This window comes from Pseudoxanthomonas sp. F11 (assembly GCF_037046485.1).
Taxonomy (GTDB): domain Bacteria; phylum Pseudomonadota; class Gammaproteobacteria; order Xanthomonadales; family Xanthomonadaceae; genus Pseudoxanthomonas_A.
Map to the genome: position 1 here is coordinate 281,136 of NZ_JBANLZ010000002.1, position 21,308 is coordinate 302,443.

At 68.5% G+C, this 21,308-nt stretch carries 16 protein-coding genes; 14 read left to right on the top strand and 2 right to left on the bottom strand.

Annotated elements, in window-relative coordinates; genetic code table 11:
• Positions 1–28: 28 nt before the first annotated feature.
• From V8246_RS07045 to V8246_RS07110, 14 genes are all read left to right on the top strand, one after another.
• On the top strand, positions 29–2,875 hold the full coding sequence (locus V8246_RS07045) for a TIM-barrel domain-containing protein (RefSeq protein WP_336188549.1): 2,847 nt from the start codon (positions 29–31) through the stop codon (positions 2,873–2,875).
• Between the two features lie 64 nt (positions 2,876–2,939).
• On the top strand, positions 2,940–5,342 hold the full coding sequence (locus V8246_RS07050; RefSeq protein WP_336189061.1) for a glycoside hydrolase family 95 protein: 2,403 nt from the start codon (positions 2,940–2,942) through the stop codon (positions 5,340–5,342).
• A 13-nt stretch (positions 5,343–5,355) separates the two neighbouring features.
• On the top strand, positions 5,356–6,849 hold the full coding sequence (gene xylB, locus V8246_RS07055; protein WP_336188550.1) for a xylulokinase: 1,494 nt from the start codon (positions 5,356–5,358) through the stop codon (positions 6,847–6,849).
• A 41-nt stretch (positions 6,850–6,890) separates the two neighbouring features.
• Positions 6,891–8,225, top strand: a complete 1,335-nt coding sequence (gene xylA / locus V8246_RS07060; RefSeq protein WP_336188551.1) for a xylose isomerase — start codon at positions 6,891–6,893, stop codon at positions 8,223–8,225.
• 33 nt (positions 8,226–8,258) lie between these two features.
• The gene (locus V8246_RS07065; protein WP_336188552.1) at positions 8,259–9,692 is read left to right on the top strand and encodes a sugar porter family MFS transporter; all 1,434 of its coding nucleotides are present in this window, start codon (positions 8,259–8,261) and stop codon (positions 9,690–9,692) included.
• An 8-nt stretch (positions 9,693–9,700) separates the two neighbouring features.
• Positions 9,701–12,244, top strand: a complete 2,544-nt coding sequence (locus V8246_RS07070; RefSeq protein ID WP_336188553.1) for a glycoside hydrolase family 3 N-terminal domain-containing protein — start codon at positions 9,701–9,703, stop codon at positions 12,242–12,244.
• Between the two features lie 158 nt (positions 12,245–12,402).
• A complete protein-coding gene (locus V8246_RS07075; protein WP_336188554.1) occupies positions 12,403–13,965 on the top strand; it encodes a sodium/sugar symporter in 1,563 nt (520 codons plus the stop codon).
• Positions 13,966–14,105: 140 nt separating this feature from the next.
• The gene (locus V8246_RS07080) at positions 14,106–14,765 is read left to right on the top strand and encodes a thermostable hemolysin (protein ID WP_336188555.1); all 660 of its coding nucleotides are present in this window, start codon (positions 14,106–14,108) and stop codon (positions 14,763–14,765) included.
• The gene (locus V8246_RS07085) at positions 14,762–16,264 is read left to right on the top strand and encodes an AMP-binding protein (RefSeq protein WP_336188556.1); all 1,503 of its coding nucleotides are present in this window, start codon (positions 14,762–14,764) and stop codon (positions 16,262–16,264) included. Before V8246_RS07080 ends, V8246_RS07085 begins: the two co-directional genes overlap by 4 nt.
• Positions 16,261–16,935: an iron-containing redox enzyme family protein gene (locus tag V8246_RS07090; protein ID WP_253457182.1), complete on the top strand. Its 675-nt coding sequence runs from the start codon at positions 16,261–16,263 to the stop codon at positions 16,933–16,935. The genes V8246_RS07085 and V8246_RS07090 overlap by 4 nt, the downstream gene beginning before the upstream one ends.
• Entirely contained in the window at positions 16,935–17,774 is an 840-nt protein-coding gene (locus tag V8246_RS07095) for an SDR family oxidoreductase (RefSeq protein ID WP_336189062.1), read from the top strand. Before V8246_RS07090 ends, V8246_RS07095 begins: the two co-directional genes overlap by 1 nt.
• 4 nt (positions 17,775–17,778) lie before the next feature.
• Positions 17,779–18,420, top strand: coding sequence for a hypothetical protein (locus V8246_RS07100; RefSeq protein ID WP_336189063.1), 642 nt, complete (start codon positions 17,779–17,781; stop codon positions 18,418–18,420).
• A gap of 24 nt (positions 18,421–18,444) precedes the next feature.
• Positions 18,445–19,119: a response regulator transcription factor gene (locus V8246_RS07105; protein ID WP_336188557.1), complete on the top strand. Its 675-nt coding sequence runs from the start codon at positions 18,445–18,447 to the stop codon at positions 19,117–19,119.
• 17 nt (positions 19,120–19,136) lie between these two features.
• A complete protein-coding gene (locus V8246_RS07110; RefSeq protein ID WP_336189064.1) occupies positions 19,137–20,504 on the top strand; it encodes an ATP-binding protein in 1,368 nt (455 codons plus the stop codon).
• Between the two features lie 16 nt (positions 20,505–20,520).
• On the opposite strand, the gene V8246_RS07115 is transcribed toward V8246_RS07110, so the two are convergent.
• Together V8246_RS07115 and azu are read right to left on the bottom strand one after the other, a co-directional pair.
• Positions 20,521–20,760 carry a hypothetical protein gene (locus tag V8246_RS07115; protein WP_336188558.1) on the bottom strand — a complete coding sequence of 80 codons (240 nt, stop codon included), beginning with the start codon at positions 20,758–20,760 and terminating at the stop codon, positions 20,521–20,523.
• Positions 20,761–20,811: 51 nt separating this feature from the next.
• Positions 20,812–21,267, bottom strand: coding sequence for an azurin (gene azu / locus V8246_RS07120; protein ID WP_336188559.1), 456 nt, complete (start codon positions 21,265–21,267; stop codon positions 20,812–20,814).
• Between the last annotated feature and the right edge of the window lie 41 nt (positions 21,268–21,308).

The window sequence follows — 21,308 nt, forward strand, 5'->3', positions numbered from 1 at the left end:
GCCCACGCGCCCGAACGAGGAGCAAGCGATGGGTTACTTGAAGACGTTGACGGTGCCGCTGCTGGCCCTGGCCGCGGCGGGCGCCAACGCCGCGGGGCAGGACGCGGTCGAGAGGATCGATCACGGCGTGATCGTGCGTCCTGCCGATGCGGCCGCCGCCGACGTCAAGATCGAAGCGGTCGCGCCGGGCATCCTGCGCGTGATGGCCGATCCCGACGGCGATTTCGCCCGCACGCCCAGCCTGATGCGCGCGAAGACCAGCGCCCCGCCGGCGGTGAAGGTGGGCGAAGCCGGCGGACAGGTGACGGTATCCACGCAGGGCATCTCGGCAAAGGTCGATGCCCGCACGGGTCGGGTCAGCTTCTTCGACGCCGCCGGCATGCCCTTGTTGGCCGAACGTGCCCGCACGTTCACGCCGACCAGGGTCGAGGGCAAGGACTACTACGCCATCCGCCAGCGTTTCGAGTCGACGGAAGACGAGGCCTTCTACGGCACCGGCCTGCACCAGCAGGGCTGGATGAACCTCAAGGGCCGCGATGTCGAACTGCTCCAGCACAACATCGACAAGGCGATTCCCTATCTCGTCTCCACGCGCCGCTACGGCATCCTGTGGGACAGCAACGCGATCACCCGCTACGGCGATCCGCGCGGCTTGCAGCCGCTGGGCGCGTCGCTGGACCTGTTCGACGCGCAGGGCAAGCCGGGTGCGCTGACCGCGCGCTACACCGTCAACGGCAAGCAGGTGGTCGAGCGTCGCGAAAGCGAGGTGAACTACCAGTACATCAAGGACCTGGCCAACTTCCCGGCGAAGGGGAAGAACCTGGCCGAGGGCGGTCGCAGCGACGTGGTCTGGGAAGGTGAGATCGCCGCGCGCAGCGACGGGCGGCATACCTTCTCGCTGTACAACAGCGAGTACGCCAGGCTCTACATCGACGGCAAGCTGGTGCTCGACCGCTGGCGCCAGAACTGGAACCCGTGGCACCACGAGTTCGCACTGGACATGAAGGCCGGTCAGCGGCACACGGTGAAGCTGGTGTGGGACCGCATCGAACCGGCCTACATCGCGCTGTTGCATCGCGATCCGCTGCCGGCCGACGAAGCGAAGGACCTGTCGATCTGGTCCGAGGCCGCCCAGGCGATCGACTACTACGTGGTGGCCGGCGACGACGCCGACCAGGTGCTGGCCGGCTACCGCACGCTGACCGGCAAGGCCGTGCTGCTGCCGAAGTGGTCGTACGGTTTCTGGCAGAGCCGCGAGCGCTACAAGACCCAGGCCGAACTGACCGGCGCGCTGGACGAGTACCGCAAGCGCAAGCTGCCGATCGACGCCATCGTGCTGGACTGGTCGTACTGGCCGGAAGACGCCTGGGGTTCGCATGATTTCGATGCGAAGAACTTCCCCGATCCGGACGGCATGGTCGACCACGTCCACGACCAGCATGCGCAGATCATGATTTCCGTGTGGCCGAAGTTCTATCCGACCACGTCGAACTACAGGGAGCTGGACGCCGCCGGCCACATGTACCGCCGCAATGTCGAGGTCGGCGAGCTGGACTGGATCGGCAAAGGCTATCTCAACTCGTTCTACGACCCGTATTCGAAGGAGGCGCAGGACATCTTCTGGCGCCAGGTCAACGGCAAGCTCAACCGCAAGGGGTTCGATGCGTGGTGGCTGGATGCCAGCGAACCCGACCTGCACAGCAACATCGACATCGGCGAGCGCAAAGCGCGCACCACGCCGACCGCGCTGGGCCCATCGGTGGAGTTCTTCAATTCGTATCCGCTGGTGCACTCCGAAGGCGTCTACCGCGGTTCGCGCGAGCAGGATCCGGACAAGCGCGTCTTCATCCTGTCGCGCGCGTTCTTCGCGGGCCAGCAGCGCGCCGGGGCGGCGTTCTGGAGCGGCGACATCGTGCCGCGCTGGGACGACCTGCGCGAGCAGATCTCCGGCCTGGTCAATGCTTCGATGGCGGGCGCGCCCAACGTCAGCTTCGACATCGGCGGCTTCTCGCCGGAGAAGCGCTACGAGACGAAGGATCCGGCGCACCTGGCCGAATGGCGCGAACTGAGCCTGCGCTGGTTTCAGCACGGCGCCTTCGTGCCAATTTTCCGCCTGCACGGCCAGTTCCCGTACCGCGAGATCTGGGAGATCGCCCCGGAAGGCACGCCGCACTACGACAGCTTCGTCCACTACCTGAAGCTGCGTTACACGCTGCTGCCCTACATCTACACGCTGGCCGGCGACACCTGGCACCAGGACGGCACCCTGCTGCGCACGCTCGCGATGGACTTCCCGTCCGACCCCAAGGTGCGCGACATCGCCGACCAGTACCTGTTCGGCCCGGCGTTCCTGGTCGCACCGGTCACCACGTTCAAGGCCACCACGCGCCCGGTCTACCTGCCGGCGGGCACGAGCTGGATCGACTTCGAGACCGGCAAGCGCTACGACGGCGGCCAGACGATCGAGGCGGCCGCGCCGCTGCAACGCATGCCGCTGTTCGTCCGCGCCGGCGCTATCGTGCCGCGCACCGTGGTCCAGCAGTACGTGGACGAGAAGCCCGATGCGCCGCTGACGATCGAGGTCTACACCGGCGCCGACGGTACGTTCTCGCTGTACGAGGACAACGGCCGCAACTACGGCTACGAGCGCGGCGAGTCCAGCCGCATACCGCTGGCGTGGAACGAGAGGGCGGGTGAATTGCGCATCGGTGCGCGTGTGGGCCGCTATCCGGGCATGGTCGCGTCGCGCGAAGTGCGCGTGCGCTTCATCGACGGTCCGCGCGCCGACGCCGGCACGCTGGAACCCCAGGGCGACGTCACCGTCCGCTACGATGGCAAGGCGCAGGTCGTGCGGTTTCCCCGCACTGCACGATGACAGACGGGCGTCCGGACGGCACGATGGTAACCGGTAGACAAGAACTGTCCGGGAGGGCCGGATGATGCAGTCCCCGCGCCCGGACGCGTCGCCGGTCGCCGTCGACGCCGGGCCGTGCGATTCCGCGCGCCGTACGCTGTTCAAGGGCGTGGCGGCGGGTGCGGTGATCGCGGCGTTGCCGGGCCGTTCCGATGCCGTGATGGTCGATGCGACGGCAATGCAGGACCTGCGGCTCTGGTATCGCCAGCCCGCGCGGGTCTGGGTGGAGGCCTTGCCGGTCGGCAATGGCCGTCTCGGGGCGATGGTGTTCGGCGGTGTGGCCCACGAGCGCCTCCAGCTCAATGAAGACACGTTGTATTCGGGCGGGCCGTACTCGGCGGTCAATTCCAAGGCGCGCGAGGGCCTGCCGCGGATACGCGAACTCGTCTTCGCCGGCCGTTACGCCGAGGCCGCCGCCTTGGCCGACGAGACCTTGATCTCGCGCCCGGTGAAGCAGATGGCCTATCAGCCGCTCGGCAACCTGTGGCTGCAGTTCGACCGCTTGGATGGCGTGGCCGACTACCGGCGCGAGCTGGATCTCGATGCCGCCGTGGCGCGCACCACGTTCCGTGTCGGAAACGGCGTGCACCGGCGCGAGGTGTTCGTCTCGCCGGTCGACCAGTGCATCGTCGTGCGCTACACCATCGAAGGCGGCGAGGCGATGATCGGCCGGATCCGCACCGGCAACGAACATGCGACGACCACGCGAATCGTCGACGGTGGTTGGCACGTCAGCGGCCGCAACGTCGGCAAGCATGGCATCGAAGGGCACCTGCGCTTCGCCTTCCGCGTGCAGGTCGCACACCGCGAGGGCCAGGTGCGGGTGGAGCAGGACCAGATCGCGTTCGACGGCGTGCGCGAACTGGAGCTGCGCATCGTGGCGGCGACCAGTCATGTGGCCTACGACGACGTCAGCGGTGATCCCGATGCGATCACGGCCGCCCAGCTGGCGCGGGTGCAGGACAAGGGCTTCGATGCCGTGCTGGCCGACCATCTGGCCGAACACCGCCGGTTGTTCCATCGCGTACGGCTGGACCTGGGTCGCAACGCCGCCGCGGACCTGCCGACCGATGAGCGCATCGCGGCCTTCGCGCAGGGCGACGATCCCGCGCTGGTATCGCTGTACCACGCGTACGGGCGCTACCTGCTGATCTGCAGTTCGCGACCGGGAAGCCAGCCCGCCAACCTGCAGGGCATCTGGAACGACCTGATGGATCCGCCGTGGGAGAGCAAGTACACGGTCAACATCAACACCGAGATGAACTATTGGCCGGCCGAAGCGAACGGCCTGGGCGAATGCGTCGAACCGGTGCAGCGCATGCTGGGGGAACTGGCGAAGAGCGGCGCCGATGTCGCCCGCGACATGTACGGCGCCGGCGGCTGGATGCTGCACAACAACACCGACCTGTGGCGCGCCGCCACGCCGCCGGACGGCGCGCGCTGGGCGCTGTGGCCGACCGGTGGCGCGTGGCTGCTGCAAGCGCTGTGGGACCGTTGGGACTACGGCCGCGATCCGGATTACCTGAAGCAGGTCTGGCCGCTGTTCAAGGGCGCCGCGCAGTTCTTCGTCGACACGCTGCAGGATGATCCGCACACCGGCCACAAGGTCACCGTGCCGTCGCTGTCGCCGGAGAACGAACATCCGTTCGGTGCGGCGATCTGCGCCGGCCCGACGATGGATGCGCAGATCCTGCGCGATCTGTTCGGGCAGTGCATCGACGCCGCACGCGTTCTCGGCGTGGACGCCGATCTTGCCGCGCGCTTGGCCACGCTGCGGGAACAGCTTCCGCCCAACCGGATCGGCAAGGCCGGGCAGCTGCAGGAATGGCAGCACGACTGGGACATGCAGGCACCCGAGATCCACCACCGCCACATCTCGCACCTGTACGGCCTTCACCCCAGTGCGCAGATCAACCTGCGCGACACGCCCGAACTCGCCCGTGCCGCACAACGTACGCTGGAGATCCGAGGCGACGACGCCACCGGCTGGGGCATCGCATGGCGGCTGAATTTCTGGGCCCGCCTGGGGAATGGCGAGCGCTGCCTGAAGATCCTGCGCATGTTGCTGGCGCCGCAGCGCAGCTACCCGAACCTGTTCGACGCGCATCCCCCTTTCCAGATCGACGGCAACTTCGGCGGCGCTGCCGGCATCCTCGAGATGCTGGTGCAGAGCTGGGGCGGATCGATCTTCCTGTTGCCCGCGCTGCCGGCGTCATGGCGCGACGGCGAACTCCAAGGCGTACGCGTGCGCAACGCCGCACGCCTGGACCTCAACTGGAAGGCAGGACGGCTGGCGCACGCGACGCTGCACTCGGACAAGGGTGGCCGTTACCAGTTGGTCCATGCGGGCCAGGCCCTCGATATCGAGCTCGCCGCCGGGGCGTCGGCGGCGGTGCGACTGCGCGATGGCGCATTGGGAAAAGCATGAAGAAGGCAATCCGATGAGTCTGTTCGCCGGCATCGATGCGGGCACGCAGAGCCTGAAGGTGGTGGTGTACGACCCCGCCGCGCGCACCCTCGTGGCTACGGTCAGCGAGCCGCTCGACTTGATGAGCGGCGACGACGGCCATCGCGAGCAACACGCCGCCGACTGGGTGGCCGCGATGCAGGCCTGCTTCGGCCGCATCGACCCGGCCGCGCGCGCGCGCATCGTGGCGCTGGCCGTGTCCGGCCAGCAGCACGGCTTCGTGCCGGTGGATGCCGATGGCGAGGTGCTCGCCCCGGCGAAGCTGTGGTGCGACACCAGCACCACGGCCCAGTGCGCGCAGATCATGGACGCCGTGGGCGGTTCGACGGCGACGATTGCACTGGCCGGCAATCCCATCCTTGCCGGTTACACCGCCTCGAAGCTGCCGTGGACGAAGGCCCATCGGCCCGAGGCGTACGCGCAGCTGGCGACGATCCTGTTGCCGCACGACTACCTCAACTTCGTGCTGACCGGGCAGCGCTTCTGCGAGTGGGGCGATGCCTCCGGCACGGGCTGGCTCGATGTACGTACGCGCACGTGGTCGAAGGACCTGCTGCGCGCGACGGATCCCGATCGCGATCTGGCCGACTGCCTGCCGCCGATCGTCGCGCCCGATGCGCTGTTCGACATCGATCCGGCCACGGCGACGCAGCTCGGTCTACCGGCGACGGCGAAGGTCGCCGTCGGTGGCGGCGACAACATGATGGCGGCCATCGGCACCGGCTGCGTGGAGGAGGGCAGGCTGGCGATGAGCCTGGGTACCTCGGGGACGCTGTTCGCCTACTCGGACGTGCCGGTCGTCGATCCCGACGGCGCCTGGGCCGCATTCTGTTCCTCCACCGGCGGCTGGCTGCCGCTGATCTGCACGATGAACTGCACCGTGGCCACCGAACAGGTGGCCAAGGCCTTCGGCTTCAGCACGCGCGAGGGCGATGCGCATCTGCACGCCACGCCTGCGGGTGCGGACGGGTTGGTGATGCTGCCCTTCCTCAACGGCGAGCGTACGCCCGACCTGCCGCAAGGCAAGGGCGTGCTGGCCGGGATGGACGCGACCAACATGACCCCGGCGCATGTCTACCGCGCCGCGATGGAAGGGGCCACCTACAGCCTGAAGTACGGCTTCGATGCCTTCGTGCGCGCCGGCATGCGCTTTGAGCGCATCGTGCTGACCGGCGGCGGCAGCAACAGCGCGGCCTGGCGCCAGCTGGTGGCCGACGTGTTCGGCCTGCCGGTCGATGTGCCGGCGCAGTCGGAAGGCGCGGCCTTCGGCGCGGCCCTGCAGGCGCTGTGGGCATTGGACAAGACGCAGGGCAGTGAAGCGTCCATCGCCGAGGTCGCGCGCGCGCACGTCGCGGTCGATCCCTCCTTGTCCACCACGCCCGATGCGTCCCGCGCACCGGCTTACGCGGCCGCCTACGCCCGCTTCCTCCAACACCTCGATGCCGTCACGCCGCTGCAGCGCGGCTGACCTTCCCCCGCATATCACGCACAACCACAGGATCACGCACCATGAGCACCCAGCCCTTCATCGGCGCCCAGGAATACTTCCCCGGCATCGGCCGCATTCCCTTCGAAGGCCGCGGTTCTGACAACCCGCTGGCGTTCAAGGTCTACGACGCGAACAAGACCATCGGCGGCAAGACCATGCAGGAGCACCTGCGCTTCGCCGTCTGCTACTGGCACACCTTCTGCAACGCCGGCCACGATCCGTTCGGCCCGGGCACGCGCCACTTCCCGTGGGAAGCCGGCTCGCCCATGGCCACGGCCGAAGCCAAGGTCGATGCGGCGTTCGAGTTCTTCACCAAGCTGGGGGTACCTTACTGGTGCTTCCACGACATCGACCTGGCCCCGGATGCCGAGGACATCGGCCAGTACGAGAAGAACCTCAAGCACATGGTGGGCCTGGCCAAGGCGCGCCAAGACGCGACCGGCATCAAGTTGTTGTGGGGCACGGCCAACCTGTTCTCGCACCCGCGCTACATGAATGGCGCCTCGACCAATCCGGACTTCGCCATCGTGGCGCGCGCCGCTGTGCAGGTGAAGGCGGCGCTGGAGGCCACGGTGGAGCTGGGCGGTGAGCACTACGTGTTCTGGGGCGGTCGCGAAGGCTATGCCTCGCTGGTCAATACCGACATGAAGCGCGAGCTCGCGCACTTCGCCCGCTTCCTGACCATGGCGCGCGACTACGGCCGCAGCATCGGGTTGACCGGCAACTTCCTGATCGAGCCCAAGCCGATGGAGCCGATGAAGCACCAGTACGACTTCGACAGCGCTACCGTAGCCGGCTTCCTGAAGGAGCATGGGCTGGAGAAGGACTTCAAGCTCAACATCGAGGCCAACCACGCCACGCTCTCGGGGCACACCTTCGAGCACGACCTGCAGGTCGCCTCCGATCACGGTCTGCTCGGCAGCATCGACGCCAACCGCGGCAATGCGCAGAACGGCTGGGACACCGACCAGTTTCCCACCGACCTGTACGACACCGTCGGGGCGATGCTGGTGGTGCTGCGCCAGGGCGGGCTGGAGGGTGGCCTGAACTTCGATGCCAAGGTGCGCCGTGAATCGACCGACCTGGAAGACCTGTTCATCGCCCACATCGGCGGCATGGACGCCTTCGCGCGCGGTCTGGAAGTCGCGCACGCGCTGCTGACCGAGTCGCCGTGGGAACAGTGGCGTAAGGAACGCTACGCCAGCTTCGACAGCGGCAAGGGCAAGGACTTCGAGAGCGGCAAGCTCGGTCTGGCCGATCTGGCAGCGCTGGCGACCGGACAGGGCGAACCCCGGCAGACTAGCGGCAAGCAGGAGCGCTACGAGAACCTGCTCAACCAGTACCTGCTGCGCTGAGCGCGGCGATCACCATTCCTGGGAGGGAACAGCATGTCCAGCGTGCCAGCAACACCATCTGCCGGAGGCCACAACACCGGTCTGATCATCTTGATCAGCTGCGTCGCCACCATCGGTGGACTGCTTTTCGGTTACGACAGCGGTGCTGTGAACGGCACCCAGCCCGGCCTCAAGAGTGCGTTCGCCCTTGACGACGCCGGCCTGGGCTTCACCGTCGGCTCGTTGTTGATCGGCTGTTTCATCGGCGCCTTCTTTGCCGGCACCCTGGCCGATCGCATGGGGCGTCGCAACGTGATGCGACTCGCGGCCATCCTGTTCCTGGTCGGCGCGCTGATCCAGGGGTTTGCACATAGCCAGGGCATTTTCGTGATGGCGCGCATCCTGGGCGGCATGGCCGTCGGTGCGGCCTCGGTGCTCTCGCCCGCCTACATTTCCGAAGTCGTGCCGGCCAGCATCCGCGGCCGCATGACAACGGCGCAGCAGATCATGATCATCACCGGCCTGACACTGGCCTTCCTGGTCAACTACTACCTCGCAGCGGCGGCAGGCAGCTCCACGGAGGCGTTCTGGGGCGGGATCGAGGCGTGGCGCTGGATGTACCTGATGCAGGCGGTCCCGGCCGCGGTTTTCCTCGTCACCCTGTTTTTCATTCCGGAAAGCCCACGCTACCTGGTGTCCAAGGGTCGCCTCGCGGAAGCCAACGCGGTGCTCACCCGCTTGTTGGGACCTGCCGAAGCGTCCACCAAGATGGCCGAAATCCAAGCCAGCTTTTCCGTCGACCATCGGCCGCGCCTGAGCGATGTCTTCACACCGAAAGGTGGCCGCGGCTTCTTCGGCATCCGCGCCATCGTCTGGGCCGGCCTGCTGCTGGCGGTGTTCCAGCAACTGGTCGGCATCAACGTGATCTTCTACTACGGAGCCACGCTCTGGCAGCTGGCTGGCTTCACCGAGAGCGACGCGCTGCTGATCAATATCGGCTCTGGCGCGGTGTCGATCGCGGCCTGTTTCGTCACTATCGCGCTGATCGACAAGATCGGCCGCAAGCCCCTACTGCTGATCGGTTCCGCAGGCATGGCCGTCACCCTGTTCGTGATGGTCTACGCCTTCAGCCAGGGCACGCTGGATGCGGCAGGCACGCTGGTGCTGTCCCAGCAGATGGGCGTGGTCGCGGTGGTGGCCGCCAATCTTTACGTGATCTTCTTCAACGTGTCCTGGGGCCCGGTGATGTGGGTGATGCTGGGCGAGATGTTCCCCAACCAGATCCGTGGTTCGGCGCTGGCTGTGTGCGGGTTTGCCCAGTGGTTCGCCAACTACCTCATCGCGCAGAGTTTCCCGCTGATGGCATCGGGCCTGGGCCTGGCCGCCAGCTACACCTTCTACGGGGTCTGCGCCGTGATCAGCTTCTTCCTGGTCCGCCGGTTCATCCACGAGACCAAGGGCAAGGAACTGGAGCAGATGGAAGGATGAAGACGATCATGTCCACGAACACCCGCCGCGGTGTGCTCATCGCCGCCCTGCTGCTGGCCCTGGGTGCCTGCAAGAACGATGACAAGGCCGTTGCCCCGGCGACCGGTGATGCCAACCCCTGGCCGCAGGTGGCCTGGCCGCTGGCCGAGGATGCCGCACTCGAACAGCGCATCACCGACCTGATGGCCACGATGACGGTGGAGGAGAAGGTCGGCCAGCTGGTGCAGGGCGATATCGCCAGCATCACGCCGGACGACGTGCGCACCTACCGGCTCGGTTCGATCCTGGCCGGCGGCAATTCCGACCCGGGCGGCCGCTACGACGCCTCGCCCGCCGAGTGGCTGGCCCTGGCCGACGCCTTCTACGACGCATCGATGGACACCTCGCAGGGCGGCAAGGCGATCCCGGTGATCTTCGGCATCGATGCCGTACACGGGCAGAGCAACATCGTCGGTGCCACGCTGTTCCCGCACAACATCGGCCTGGGCGCGACGCGCAATCCGGATCTGCTGCGCCGGATCGGCGAGATCACCGCGCTGGAAACGCGCGCCACCGGCATGGAGTGGGCGTTCGCACCCACCGTGGCGGTGCCGCAGGACGACCGCTGGGGCCGTTCGTACGAAGGCTATTCGGAATCGCCCGAGATCGTGGCCAGCTATGCCGGTGCGATGGTCGAGGGCCTGCAGGGCAAGGTCGGCACGCCGGGCTTCCTCGACGGCCGCCACGTGATCGCCTCGGTGAAGCACTTCCTCGGCGATGGCGGCACCACGGACGGCAAGGACCAGGGCGACACCAAGATCAGCGAAGCCGACCTGGTGCGCATCCATGGTGCCGGCTATCCGCCGGCGATCGCGGCCGGCGCGCAGACGGTGATGGCCTCGTTCAACAGCGTCAATGGCGAGAAGATGCACGGCAACAAGCCGTACCTGACCGATGCGCTGAAGGGCCGCATGCAGTTCGGCGGTTTCGTGGTGGGCGACTGGAACGGCCACGGCCAGGTGAAGGGCTGCACCAACACCGATTGCCCGGCCACGATCAACGCCGGCCTGGACATGGCGATGGCGTCGGACAGCTGGAAGGGTTTCTACGAAACCACGCTGGCGGCGGTGAAGGCCGGGACGATCAGCCAGGCGCGGCTGGACGATGCGGTGCGCCGCATCCTGCGGGTGAAGTTCCGCCTGGGCCTGTTCGAGGCTGGCAAGCCGTCCTCGCGCGCGGTGGGCGGACAGTTCGCCCTGCTGGGCGCGCCCGAGCATCGCGCCGTGGCGCGCCAGGCCGTGCGCGAGTCGCTGGTACTGCTGAAGAACGCGGGCGGCGTGCTGCCGCTTTCGCCGAAGCAGCGCATCCTGGTGGCCGGCGACGGCGCGAACGATGTCGGCAAGCAGGCCGGCGGCTGGACGCTCAACTGGCAGGGCACCGGCACTACGCGCAAGGACTTCCCCAACGCCGACACGATCTTCGAAGGCATCGCGCAGCAGGCCAAGGCGGCGGGGGGCGAGGCGATCCTCGCCATCGAAGGCAAGTACACCCACAAGCCCGACGTGGCGGTGGTGGTGTTCGGCGAGAACCCGTACGCGGAGTTCCAGGGCGACCTGCAGACGCTGCTCTACAAGCCCGGCGATGACAGCGACCTGCAACTGATCAGGCGGCTGAAGGCCGAGGGCATCCCGGTGGTGGCCGTGTTCCTGAGTGGGCGCCCACTGTGGATGAACCGCGAGATCAACGCGGCCGATGCGTTCGTGGCGGCCTGGCTGCCGGGCTCCGAAGGCGCCGGCATCGCCGATGTGCTGCTGCGCAAGGCCGACGGCAGCGTGCAGCACGACTTCAAGGGCAAGCTGAGCTTCAGCTGGCCGCGCACCGCCGTGCAGTACGCCAACAACGTGGGACAGGAAGGCTACGACCCGCTGTTCGCTTTCGGTCATGGCCTGACCTATGCCGACAAGGGCGACCTGGCCGCGTTGCCGGAAGACTCGGGGATCGAGGGTGAGCAGGCCGCCAGCGGCGTGTATTTCGACAAGGGCAAGCCGGCGCTGGGCGTGGCGATGCAGTTGTCGAATGCCGCTCAGGCGGGCATGCCGGCCACCACGGTGCCGGTGGCGCTGGCGGACGGCAGCCTCGCGCTGACTGCCGTCGACCACCGGGCACAGGAAGATGCGCGCCGCCTGACCTGGTCGGGCAGCGCCCCGGCCAGATGGCTGCTGGTGTCCGGGACGCCGCTCGACATGACCCGCGAAAGCAACGGCGATGTGCAGTTGCAGCTGACCGTGCGCCGCGAGAGTGCGGTGAGCGCGCCCGTGTGGCTGGGCCTGGGTTGCGGTGACGATTGCGGTGGCCGCATCGACCTGCGCAAGACGCTGGAGGCGATCCCGCAGGGCGAATGGAACGTGGTCGGCGTTCCATTGAAGTGCTTCGCGACCGCCGGCGCCGATGTGGCGAAGCTGGTGCAGGTGCCGGTGCTGGAAAGTGGCGCGGCGCTGCGAATCTCCGTGTCGCGTATCGCCCTGGGTGCGTTGAACGAAGCCGAAGCCACGGTCGCCTGCCCGGTCAGGTAACAAGGCAAGACGTGGGCGATGAGCCATGCCACCGTCGGCGTGCGAGGGCAGGGAACGCCAGCGCATGATCTCCCGTCATCGCGATCCGCCTCGTGCGGTTCGCATCCCGATCCGCGCAAGGGATGCGCGTGGGTCGATCCAACCGCAGGAGTGGGGCCGTGGGTCTGGGGACAATGGATATCGCCATCGTGCTGGCCTACCTGGCCAGCATCTTCGTGCTGGCGCAATGGGTGTCGCGCGAGAAGGCCGGACACACCAAGGACGCGAAGGATTACTTCCTCGCCAGCAAGTCGCTCCCGTGGTGGGCCATCGGCGCGTCGCTGATCGCGGCCAACATCTCGGCCGAACAGATCATCGGCATGTCCGGCTCCGGATACGCCATCGGGCTGGCCATCGCATCGTACGAGTGGATGGCGGCGGCCACGCTGCTGATCGTCGGCAAGTGGTTCCTGCCGGTATTCCTGCGCAACGGCATCTACACGATGCCGCAGTTCCTCGAGCAGCGCTACGGCACGCGCATCCGCACGCTGATGGCCGTGTTCTGGCTCGGGCTGTACGTATTCGTCAACGTCACCTCCATCCTGTGGCTGGGCGCCATCGCGGTGTCCCAGGTCACCGGCATGGACCAGATGCTGGCGGTGGTGCTGATCGGCGTGTTCGCGCTGCTGTACCAGCTCTATGGCGGGTTGAAGGCAGTCGCGCTGACCGACATCGTGCAGGTCTCGCTGCTGGTGCTGGGCGGCCTGCTGGTCGCCGGCCTCACGCTCAACGAACTGGGCGAGGGCGCCGGTGTCGTCGCCGGCTTCCATCGCTTGTGGGAGGCGCAGCCCGGCCACTTCGAGATGATCCTCGACAAGGACAACCCCTTCTACAAGGACCTGCCGGGCCTCAGTGTGCTGATCGGCGGCATGTGGATCATGAACATCAGCTACTGGGGCTTCAACCAGTACATCATCCAGCGCGCGCTCGCCGCGAAGGACATCGGCGAGGCACAGAAGGGCGTGCTGTTCGCCGCCTTCCTCAAGCTGCTGATGCCGGTGATCGTGGTGCTGCCCGGTATCGCCGCGGTGATGCTGGCGCCGGGGCTGGACAAGCCCGACCAGGCCTATCCGACGATGATGCGGCTGCTGCCCACCGGCATCCTGGGCTTGGTGTTCGCCGCGCTGGTGGCCGCGATCGTCGCGTCGCTGGCATCGAAGATCAACTCGGTGGCGACGATCTTCACCCTGGATTTCTACGCCAAGGGCAAGCGCCAGCACAGCGAGGCGCAGCTCGTGCGCGTGGGCCGCATCGCCGCCATGGTCACCGTCGTCCTCGGCATCCTGGCAGCGAAGCCGCTGCTCGGCAGCTTCGACCAGGCGTTCCAGTACATCCAGGAGTACACCGGCTTCTTCACACCGGGCATCGTGGTGATCTTCGTGCTGGGCCTGTTCTGGAAGCGCGCCAACGAGGCCGGCGCGCTGGCGGCGGCGATCGGGTCGTTTGCGCTGTCCATCGTGCTGAAGCTGGCGTGGCCGGCGCTGCCGTTCATCGACCGCGTCGGCCTGGTGTTCCTGCTGGCGCTGGCGCTGGCCGTCGTCGTCTCGCTGGCCACGCCGCATGCGCCGGAGAAGGACATCATCCAGACCCGCGACGTCGACTACCGCACGGGCGGCGCGTTCAACATCGGCGCCGTCGCCGTGCTGGCGATCCTGACCGCGCTGTATGCGCTGTTCTGGTGAGGTCCGGCGCTGCGGCGTTCAGAAGGAATTTAGCTGCACGGTGATGCGGTGCCCATTCTCACGAATTCGTGCCGAGAATCTAATGAGCGCTTAACTCGCACCTAATCGAGCCTTAATCCGGCGCTTCCAGCATGCCCGCCATGCACTGGATCCGCCCCCACATCGCCCTGGCGCCCCTTCCCGGACGCTTCGTCAGCGTCCAGCTGGTGGAGCGCGACGACCCCGGCCGCGAGGCCGTGGAAGCCTTCATCGCCGACGTCTATCGGGACCGCTACGGCGCGGTCCTGCGGAACTTCTTCCCCCACCTGATCGCCTACCGGGACAGCGACGGCCGCCTGGCCGCCGCCGTGGGCATCCGCGCCGGCGCGGAGGGGCCGCTGTTCGTCGAGCACTATCTGGACGGACCGGTGGAACACGCCATGGCACGGCGAGGCATCGCACACATCGACCGCCGCCGCGTGGTGGAAGTGGGGAATTTCGCGGCCACCTCGCCCGGGATCGCACGCGAACTGATCCTGCAGCTGGCGCTGACCCTGCAGGCGGCCGGCATGGATTGGGTATTGCTGGTCGCCACGCAGCAGCTGCGCAACGCCTTCGAGCGGCTGCGCCTGCCGATGCTGGAGCTGGCCGAAGCGCGCGCCGAGCGCCTGGGCGATGCCGGCGCGGACTGGGGGCGCTATTACGACGCGCGTCCCCGGCTCATCTGCGGCAATCTGGCCGAGGGCGTCGCCTATCTGCGCGGCGTGGAGCGGCCGGCGGCCTGCAACGCGCCGGATGCCTGCCTGGCGGGTGCGCCATGACGCGGCCGATGGATGTCGTGCTGCGCGGGGCACGGCGGAATGCGCCGCGCGTCATCAGCGCCCAGGGCTCGCTGGACGATGCCGCACTGGCGGCGCGGATCGACGCGCTGGTGGCGTGGCTGGCCAGGACCGGCATCCGCCGCGTCGCCAGCCGCCTGGACAATGGACCCAGCTGGTTCGTGCTGGACCTGGCCCTGCGCGAGATCGGGGGCGTGCATGTGCCGCTGCCGGTGTTCTTCTCCGAGGCGCAGATACGGCATGCGCTGGCGAGCAGCGGCGCGCAGTGCGTGGTGACGGCGCGCGAGGACGCCATGCCGCCTGGCGTGGAAGCACTCAGCGGATTCCTCGACAGCGAGCGGCTGGCGTACTGGCGCACCCCGGCGCACGATGCGCCAGGGCCTGAACTGCCGCATCGCACGGCGTGCATCACCTATACCTCCGGCACCACGGGTCGCCCGCGCGGTGTATGCCTGGACGCGGACACGCTGTTCACCGTGGCCGCGTCGCTGGTGGATGCCGCGGCGCCGATCGCACCGCGTCGGCACCTGTGCCTGATGCCGCTGGCAACGCTGCTGGAGAACGTGGCGGGCCTGTACGCGACCCTGCTGGCGGATGCGGACATCGCGCTGCCGTCGCTGTCGGAAATCGGCTACACCGGCGCCACCGGCCTGGATGTGCCCACGCTGCTGCGTTGCCTTCACCGTTACCAGCCGGAGAGCGTGATCCTGGTGCCGCAGCTGTTGCTGGCGCTGGTGATGGCGGCCGAGCAGGGTGCGCCGCTCCCGGCTTCGCTGCGCTACATCGCCGTCGGTGGCGGGCGCGTGGGGCCGGGCCTGCTGCAGCGCGCCCGCGCGCTCGGGCTGCCCGTTTTCGAAGGCTATGGTCTGACCGAATGCGGCTCGGTGGTGTGCCTCAACCGCCCGGAGGCCACGCGCGATGGCAGCGTCGGCCGTCCGCTGCCGCATGCCCGCGTCTCGATCGTGGAGGGCGAGATCCAGGTCGAAGGTGCGCGTGCACTCGCCTATCTCGGCGGCGAACCGCTGCCGGACGGCCCTGTCCGCACCGGTGACCTCGGTTACCAGGACGCCGAGGGTCACGTGCACATCACCGGTCGCCGCAAGAACGTGTTCATCACTGCGTTCGGCCGCAATGTGTCGCCTGAGTGGGTCGAAAGCGAACTGCTGGCGCATCCCGCGATCGCCCAGGCCGTGGTCTGGGGCGAGGCCCAGGCGGACAACGTCGCGGTGCTGGTGCCGCGACGCGCCGACATCGACGACGCCCGTCTCGCACGTGCGCTGGCCGACATCAACGCGGGCCTGCCCGATTACGCACGCGTCGCCCGCTTCGTGCGTGCCGGCGCTCCCTTCACCGCCGATGCGGGCTTGATGACCGCCAACGGTCGCCCGCGCCGCGAAGCGATCCTCGGCCGCTATCAGGCCGAGATCGACGCCTGCTACCGCCGCCCCCCGAATGTATCCCCCTCCGGAGTTGCCGCATGAGTTTCCATGATGAGCTGGTCGCGCAGACTGCGCACGAACGCAACGGCCTGCTGTCCGTCCCGATCATCCAGTCCGCGCTGGCGGGCCGGATCGCGCGCGAGGACTACGTGGCTTTCCTCAATCAGGCCTTCCACCACGTCCGCCATACCGTGCCGCTGCTGATGGCCTGCGGGGCGCGGCTGCCGGCCCGCCTGGAGTGGTTGCGCACGGCGGTGGGCGAGTACATCGAAGAGGAAATGGGCCATCACGAATGGGTGCTGGACGACATCGCCGCCTGCGGCGAGGACCGGGCCGCCGCGGAGGCGTCTTCCCCTTCGCTCGCCACCGAACTGATGGTCAGCTACGCCTACGACACCATCCAGCGCGGCAATCCGGTCGGCTTCTTCGGCATGGTGCTGGTGCTGGAGGGCACCAGCGTCGCGCTCGCCACGCGCGCCGCCAACACGCTGCAGACCTCGCTGGACCTTCCCCGCAACGCCTTCAGTTACCTGCTCTCCCACGGCGACCTGGACATCGAGCATGTGGGCTTCTTCAAGCGCCTGATGGATCGCATCGACGATGAGGGCGACAAGGCCGCCATCGTGCACGCGGCGCGCCGCTTCTATGTGCTGTACGGCGACATCTTCCGCACGCTGCGCGACGGTGGTGCCCGCCTGGCGGAGGCGGCGTGATGGAACTGGCCGGCAGGACGGTGATGGTGACCGGCGCCAGCGGCGGCATCGGCGAGCCGCTGTGCGCGGCCCTGATCGCCGCGGGCGCGCGCGTGCTGGCGGTGGGCCGCAACGAAGGCAGGTTGCGCCGGCTCGCCCAGCACCTGCCCGCGGGTGCTCTGTCATGGGTGGCGGCGGATGTCGCCACCGACGAAGGACGCGCGCAGGTCGTGCGCGCCGCGGCCGCGGCCAACCCCACGCCCTCGGTGCTGGTGGTGGCGCACGCCCAGGGCGCGTTCGGCCTGTTCGCCGACCAGTCCCCCGAGGACATGGCGCGGCTGGTGCAGACCAACTTGGTGGCGCCCATGCTGCTGGTGCACGCGCTGCTGCCGGTGCTGGGCACGCACGCGCCGGCGTCGGTCGTCGTGGTCGGCTCGACCTTCGGCAGCCTGGCGTTTCCCGGCTTCGCCGCCTACAGCGCCAGCAAGTCCGGCCTGCGCGGACTGACCGAAGCCCTGGCACGGGAGTACGCCGACACGCCGCTGCGCTTCCAGTACCTGTCGCCCCGCGCCACGCGCACGCCCTTCAACACGCCGGCCGTCGACGCCCTGAACGCCGAACTGAAGACCGCCAGCGATGCGCCGGCCGAGGTGGCACGCCAGCTGGTCCGCGCCATCGAACGCGGCACCGCACGCATGCAGATCGGCTGGCCGGAGAAGCTGTTCGCCCGCCTCAACGGCCTGCTGCCGGGCCTTGTCGACCGCAGCCTGCGGTCCCGCCTTCCCGCCGTCCGCAAGCATGCGCGACGGTCACCCCTGTCCACGACGGAGCACGTTCCCCATGAAGCGCACCCACGGTAAATCCATGTTCTTCCTCATCCTGATGTCCACGGCGCTGCTGGTCGGCATCGCCGTGGCCGGCGAGCCGGCGACGAGCAGCGTCAACCAGGTGCGCGACCGCTGGGCGCAGATCAACTACCAGCTGCCCAAGCCGCAGCGGGAAGCCGCGTTCGAAGCACTGCTGCACCAGTCCGAGAAGATCCGCCAGGCCACTCCGCGCGATGCCGCGGCGCTGATCTGGGAGGGCATCGTGCTGTCCAGCCTGGCCGGCGAGAAGGGCGGCATGGGCGCGCTGGGCCTGGTGAAGCGGGCACGCGCGGATTTCGAGGCGGCCATCAAGCTCGATGCGAGCGCGCTGGACGGTGCCGCCTACACCAGCCTGGGTGCCCTGTATTACCAGGTCCCCGGCTGGCCGCTGGGGTTCGGCGACGATGCGGCCGCGCGCACGATGCTGCGCAAGGGACTGGCCATCGATCCGGACGGCATCGACGCCAACTACTTCTACGCGGATTTCCTGCGCGACCAGAAGGACTGGGCCGGTGCCCGCACGGCCTTCCAGAAGGCGCTGGCGGCCCCCGCTCGCCCCGGCCGCGAGGTGGCCGATGCAGGCCGTCGCCAGGAGGCGCAGGCCAAGCTGAAGGAAGTCGCAGCGCACCTTGCGCACTGAGGAGACGGCCACCAGACTGGCTGCATGCGCATCCTGCTGGTGGAAGACGATCTGTCGCTGGGCGAAGGCATCCGTACCGCGCTGCGGCGTGGGGCCTTCGCCGTCGACTGGGTGCAGGACGGGGCCAGCGGGCTGCTGGCCCTGCGTGGCGGCGGTTTCGACCTGGTCGTGCTGGACCTGGGGCTGCCGCGGATGGACGGCATCGAGGTGATCCGTCAGCTGCGCGCCGCCGGCGATGCCGTGCCGGTCCTCGTGCTGAGCGCGCGCGAGCGCCCGGCCGACCGCACCCTCGGCCTGGACGTGGGCGCGGACGATTATCTGGGCAAGCCCTTCGATACCGCCGAACTGCTGGCGCGCGTGCGTGCGCTGATCCGGCGCAGTGCCGGCCGTGCCAATCCCACGCTGGAATCGGGCCCGCTGCGGCTGGACCCGGCCGCGCTCACCGCCAGCTGGAAAGGGCGGCCGCTCGACCTGACCCGCCGCGAGTTCGCGCTGCTGCGCGTGCTGATGGAGCAGCGCGGTCGTCCGATGGCGCGCGACGCGATCCAGCGGCACCTGTACGGCTGGGATGCGGACGTGGCCAGCAACGCCGTCGATGTCCATGTCCACCAGCTCCGCCGCAAGCTGGAGCCCGGCATCATCCGCACTGTGCGCGGACTCGGCTATGCCTTGGGCGATGCCGTCGGGGATGCGCCATGAGGTCGATGCGCGCCACCCTGCTGTGGCTGTTGCTGGGCACGCTGGCGGTGGTGATGGCGGCGGCGGGCCTGCTCAGCTACCGGGCCGGCCTGCAGGAAGCCGGCGAGATGTTCGATGCCCGCCTGGTGCAGTCCACTCGCGTGCTGGTCAGCCTGGTCGACGAGCCGCTCAGCGAACTGAACGCGTTTCCGGGCGAGCCGATCGTGCTGCGCGGCTGGCACGGGCAGGCGCACGGCGTGGGCGAGGCGCTGGCGTTCAACGACGGCCATGCCTACGAGAACAAGCTGGCCTTCCAGGTCTGGGACGCCCAGGGTCGGCTGCTGCTGCGCTCGGACAGTGCGCCGGCGCGGCCCTTGGCGACGTTGAAGGCCGGATACGAGGACGTGGTGGTGGATGGCGCGCACTGGCGCGCGTTCACCCTGCGGTCGCCGAACGGTCGATGGTTCCAGTCGGCCGAGCTCACCGACATCCGGGAGGAACTGGCGGGCGACATCGCCGGCGGCACGCTGCTGCCGCTGCTGCTGTCGCTGCCGCTGATCGCCCTGGCGGTCTGGTGGAGCGTCGCACTGGCCACGCGCTCGCTGCGGCGCATGTCGCACGAGATCGGCCAGCGCGACCCCGAGCGGATGACGCCGCTGGATCCGGCCCAGGTGCCGCTGGAGGCGCGTGGCCTGGTCGATGCGATCAACGGCCTGCTGCAACGGCTGGATGCCGCCCTGGCGCGCGAGCGCACCTTCGTGGCCGATGCCGCGCACGAACTGCGCACGCCCATCAGCGCGCTGAAGGTGCATGCCGACAACGCATGCCACGCCGGCGACGAGGGCGAACGCGAAGCGTCCCAGCAGCTGCTGACCGCCAGCGTGCAGCGCGTCGAACGTCTGGTGGCGCAGTTGCTGTCGTTGAGTCGCGCGGAAAGCACGGGACGCGTGGTGGCGCGGACGCGGCTGGACCTGGCCGCGCTGGCCGGCATCGAGATCGACGCCGCCCGGCCGTTGCTCGATGCGCGGGGGCAGACCCTGCGCCTGGATCTGCAGCCTGTGCTGGTGTCGGGCGACGAAATCGCGCTCGGCCTGCTGGTGCGCAATCTGGTGGAGAACGCCGCGCGCTATGCGCCGGCCGGCGCCACCGTCGAGGTGCGCACGTGGAAAGCCGATGGCCGCGCCTTCCTGTCGGTGGACGACAGTGGTCCCGGCATTCCCGACGACGAACGCGAGCGCGTGTTCGACCGGTTCTACCGCCGGCTGGGCAGCCGCCACGAGGGCAGTGGGCTTGGGTTGGCGATCGTCAAGGAAGTGGTCACGGCACACGCCGGCACCATCCGGTTGGCGCAGTCGCCGCACTGGGGCGGCCTGTCGGTGTCGGTGGAGCTGCCCTGCCTGGCGTGAGCGCGCGTGGTGCGCCTTAGCCGCTGCAGCCGCCGCAGCACACCGACGGCAGCCGTTCGATGGCGTCGGGCGCGAGCCGGTGGCCGGCCTGGGCGAACACAAGCATGAGTTCCACGGCGAGTGCGCTGGTCGAGCAGCGGAGCGTGCCGGTCGCGGCGTCGCGGTCGAGCACGGCGGCGGGATCGAGATCGAGCAGTGGCCGTTCGATCGCGGCCAAGTCGGCGAGCGCATCGTCCAGGCGGATGACGTATTCCATGCGCGGTCTCCGGAACGCGCTGCGCCGCCCGGGGGCGGCGCAGCAGAGGAGTTACTTGGTGACGACCAGCTTGCCCTTCATCAGCGTGGAGTGGCCAGGGAAGCTGCAGAAGAAGCTGTAGTCGCCGCCGGCGGTCAGCTTCTTGCCAGGGAAGGTGATCTTCGTCTTCTGCCCGCCGCCGATCAGTGCGGTATGCGCGATCACGCGCGCGTCGCCGGCCGGGACGTAGGCGCCCGCCGCGCCGGCCTTCATGCCGTCGCGTGCCACGCCGGCCAGGTCGGCGGTCTTCGACACCACCACGTTGTGGCCCATCGCCGCGGCCGGCAGCTTGCCGGTATGCGTCAGCTCGAGGGTGATGGTGGCACAGCTGGCGGAGACGGTGGCCTCCTTCAGGTCGAACTTCATGGTGTCGTCGCCCTTCAGGCTGACCGTGCAGTTGCCGGCGGCCTGGGCCATGCCGGCGGCGCCGAACAGGGCAAGGGCGAGCAGGGAGTGGGAGAGTTTCATCGTGTGGCTCCGTCGTTCATCGTTTGGGTGGGTGTGGGACC

Bases quoted from the DNA above. Each gene is read 5' to 3' on its own strand.
- V8246_RS07045 (WP_336188549.1), top strand. From the start codon at position 29: ATGGGTTACTTGAAGACGTTGACGGTGCCGCTGCTGGCCCTGGCCGCG.
- V8246_RS07050 (WP_336189061.1), top strand. From the start codon at position 2,940: ATGCAGTCCCCGCGCCCGGACGCGTCGCCGGTCGCCGTCGACGCCGGG.
- xylB (WP_336188550.1), top strand. From the start codon at position 5,356: ATGAGTCTGTTCGCCGGCATCGATGCGGGCACGCAGAGCCTGAAGGTG.
- xylA (WP_336188551.1), top strand. From the start codon at position 6,891: ATGAGCACCCAGCCCTTCATCGGCGCCCAGGAATACTTCCCCGGCATC.
- V8246_RS07065 (WP_336188552.1), top strand. From the start codon at position 8,259: ATGTCCAGCGTGCCAGCAACACCATCTGCCGGAGGCCACAACACCGGT.
- V8246_RS07070 (WP_336188553.1), top strand. From the start codon at position 9,701: ATGTCCACGAACACCCGCCGCGGTGTGCTCATCGCCGCCCTGCTGCTG.
- V8246_RS07080 (WP_336188555.1), top strand. From the start codon at position 14,106: ATGCACTGGATCCGCCCCCACATCGCCCTGGCGCCCCTTCCCGGACGC.
- V8246_RS07085 (WP_336188556.1), top strand. From the start codon at position 14,762: ATGACGCGGCCGATGGATGTCGTGCTGCGCGGGGCACGGCGGAATGCG.
- V8246_RS07090 (WP_253457182.1), top strand. From the start codon at position 16,261: ATGAGTTTCCATGATGAGCTGGTCGCGCAGACTGCGCACGAACGCAAC.
- V8246_RS07095 (WP_336189062.1), top strand. From the start codon at position 16,935: ATGGAACTGGCCGGCAGGACGGTGATGGTGACCGGCGCCAGCGGCGGC.
- V8246_RS07100 (WP_336189063.1), top strand. From the start codon at position 17,779: ATGTTCTTCCTCATCCTGATGTCCACGGCGCTGCTGGTCGGCATCGCC.
- V8246_RS07105 (WP_336188557.1), top strand. From the start codon at position 18,445: ATGCGCATCCTGCTGGTGGAAGACGATCTGTCGCTGGGCGAAGGCATC.
- V8246_RS07115 (WP_336188558.1), bottom strand. From the start codon at position 20,760: ATGGAATACGTCATCCGCCTGGACGATGCGCTCGCCGACTTGGCCGCG.
- azu (WP_336188559.1), bottom strand. From the start codon at position 21,267: ATGAAACTCTCCCACTCCCTGCTCGCCCTTGCCCTGTTCGGCGCCGCC.